General features: G+C 80.6%; 1 protein-coding gene. It reads right to left on the bottom strand.

The window, feature by feature from the left end:
- Window positions 1-1,199 (bottom strand): PLP-dependent aminotransferase family protein (locus tag PYV61_RS25555; protein ID WP_275836706.1); only part of this gene is annotated, 1,199 nt, incomplete at both ends.

Below are 1,199 nucleotides of genomic sequence, written 5' to 3'. Positions count from 1 at the left end.
GGCTCACAGAACGACATGGCTACGATCCGACTTGCCGCGCGCGCCGCCTGCGCGCGCCGCAGCACGCGCACCCCGGCGCGCAGCGCGCGCGCGTCGAACCCCGCGTAGCTCAGGAGCAGCGCGTCGCGCCCGTCGACGCGCGCCGCGCCGTCGGCGAGCGCGTGGTCGGACACCGCCGCCACCTCCACCCCCGCGGCGGACGCCGCCGCGACCGCGTCGACGTCGCGCACGCCGGCCGGCAGCCGGCCGACGAGGTGCAGCCCCGCCGCGTCGGGGGCGAGCGCCAGCAGCGCGTCCAGCTCGCGCGCCGCGGCCTCGAGCAGCGCCGCCTGCCGCTCGGCGTACGCCGCGCGCGCGCGCCGCACGTGCCGCGCGTAGTGCCCCTCGCCGATGAAGTCGGCCAGCACCCCCTGCGCGATCGTCGGCGCGAAGCGGTCGCTGGCCGCGCGCGCCGCGCGCATCGCGTCGGCCAGCGCGTCGGGCACCACCACGTACCCCATCCGCAGCCCCGGCGCGAGCGTCTTGTTGAACGTGCCGACGTACACCACGCGCGCCGACTCGCCGGGCGCGCGTCGCTCGGCGTCGAGCCCCTGCAGGCACGGCAGCGGGCGCCCGCCGTAGCGGAACTCCGAGTCGTAGTCGTCCTCGACCACCCACGCGTCGGCGCGCCGCGCCCACGCCAGCAGCGCCAGCCGCCGCGGCGCGCTCATGACCGCGCCGAGCGGGAACTGGTGCGACGGGGTCACGTAGGCGAGGCGCGCGCCGGGCGCCGCCGCCTCGCCGGCCGCCACGTCCAGCCCCTCGCCGTCGACCGGCACCGGGACCAGCCGCGCCCCAGCCGCCGCGAACGCCGCCCGCGCCCCGCGGTACCCCGGGTCCTCGATCCACACCGCGTCGCCCGGGTCGAGCAGCACGCGCGCCGCGAGGTCGAGCGCCTGCTGCGTCCCGCTCACCACCAGCACCTGCTCGGCGGTGCAGCGCGCGCCGCGCGCCGCCGTCACGTGCGTCGCGATCGCCGCGCGCAGCGCCGGGTCGCCGGCCGGGTCCCCCTCGCCCAGCCCGATCGTCCCGGCCCGCCACCGGCGCGCCGTCAGCCGCGCCCACAGCGCCGTCGGGAACGCGTCCACCGCCGGCTCGCCGAGCCGGAACGGCACCGGCGCGCTCCCGCCGCGGCGCGCCAGCGACGCCCCCGCGTCGGC

It is taken from the genome of Roseisolibacter sp. H3M3-2 (assembly GCF_029211165.1).
Lineage (GTDB): Bacteria > Gemmatimonadota > Gemmatimonadetes > Gemmatimonadales > Gemmatimonadaceae > Roseisolibacter.
This window is presented reverse-complemented; position numbering and strand designations above follow the sequence as displayed.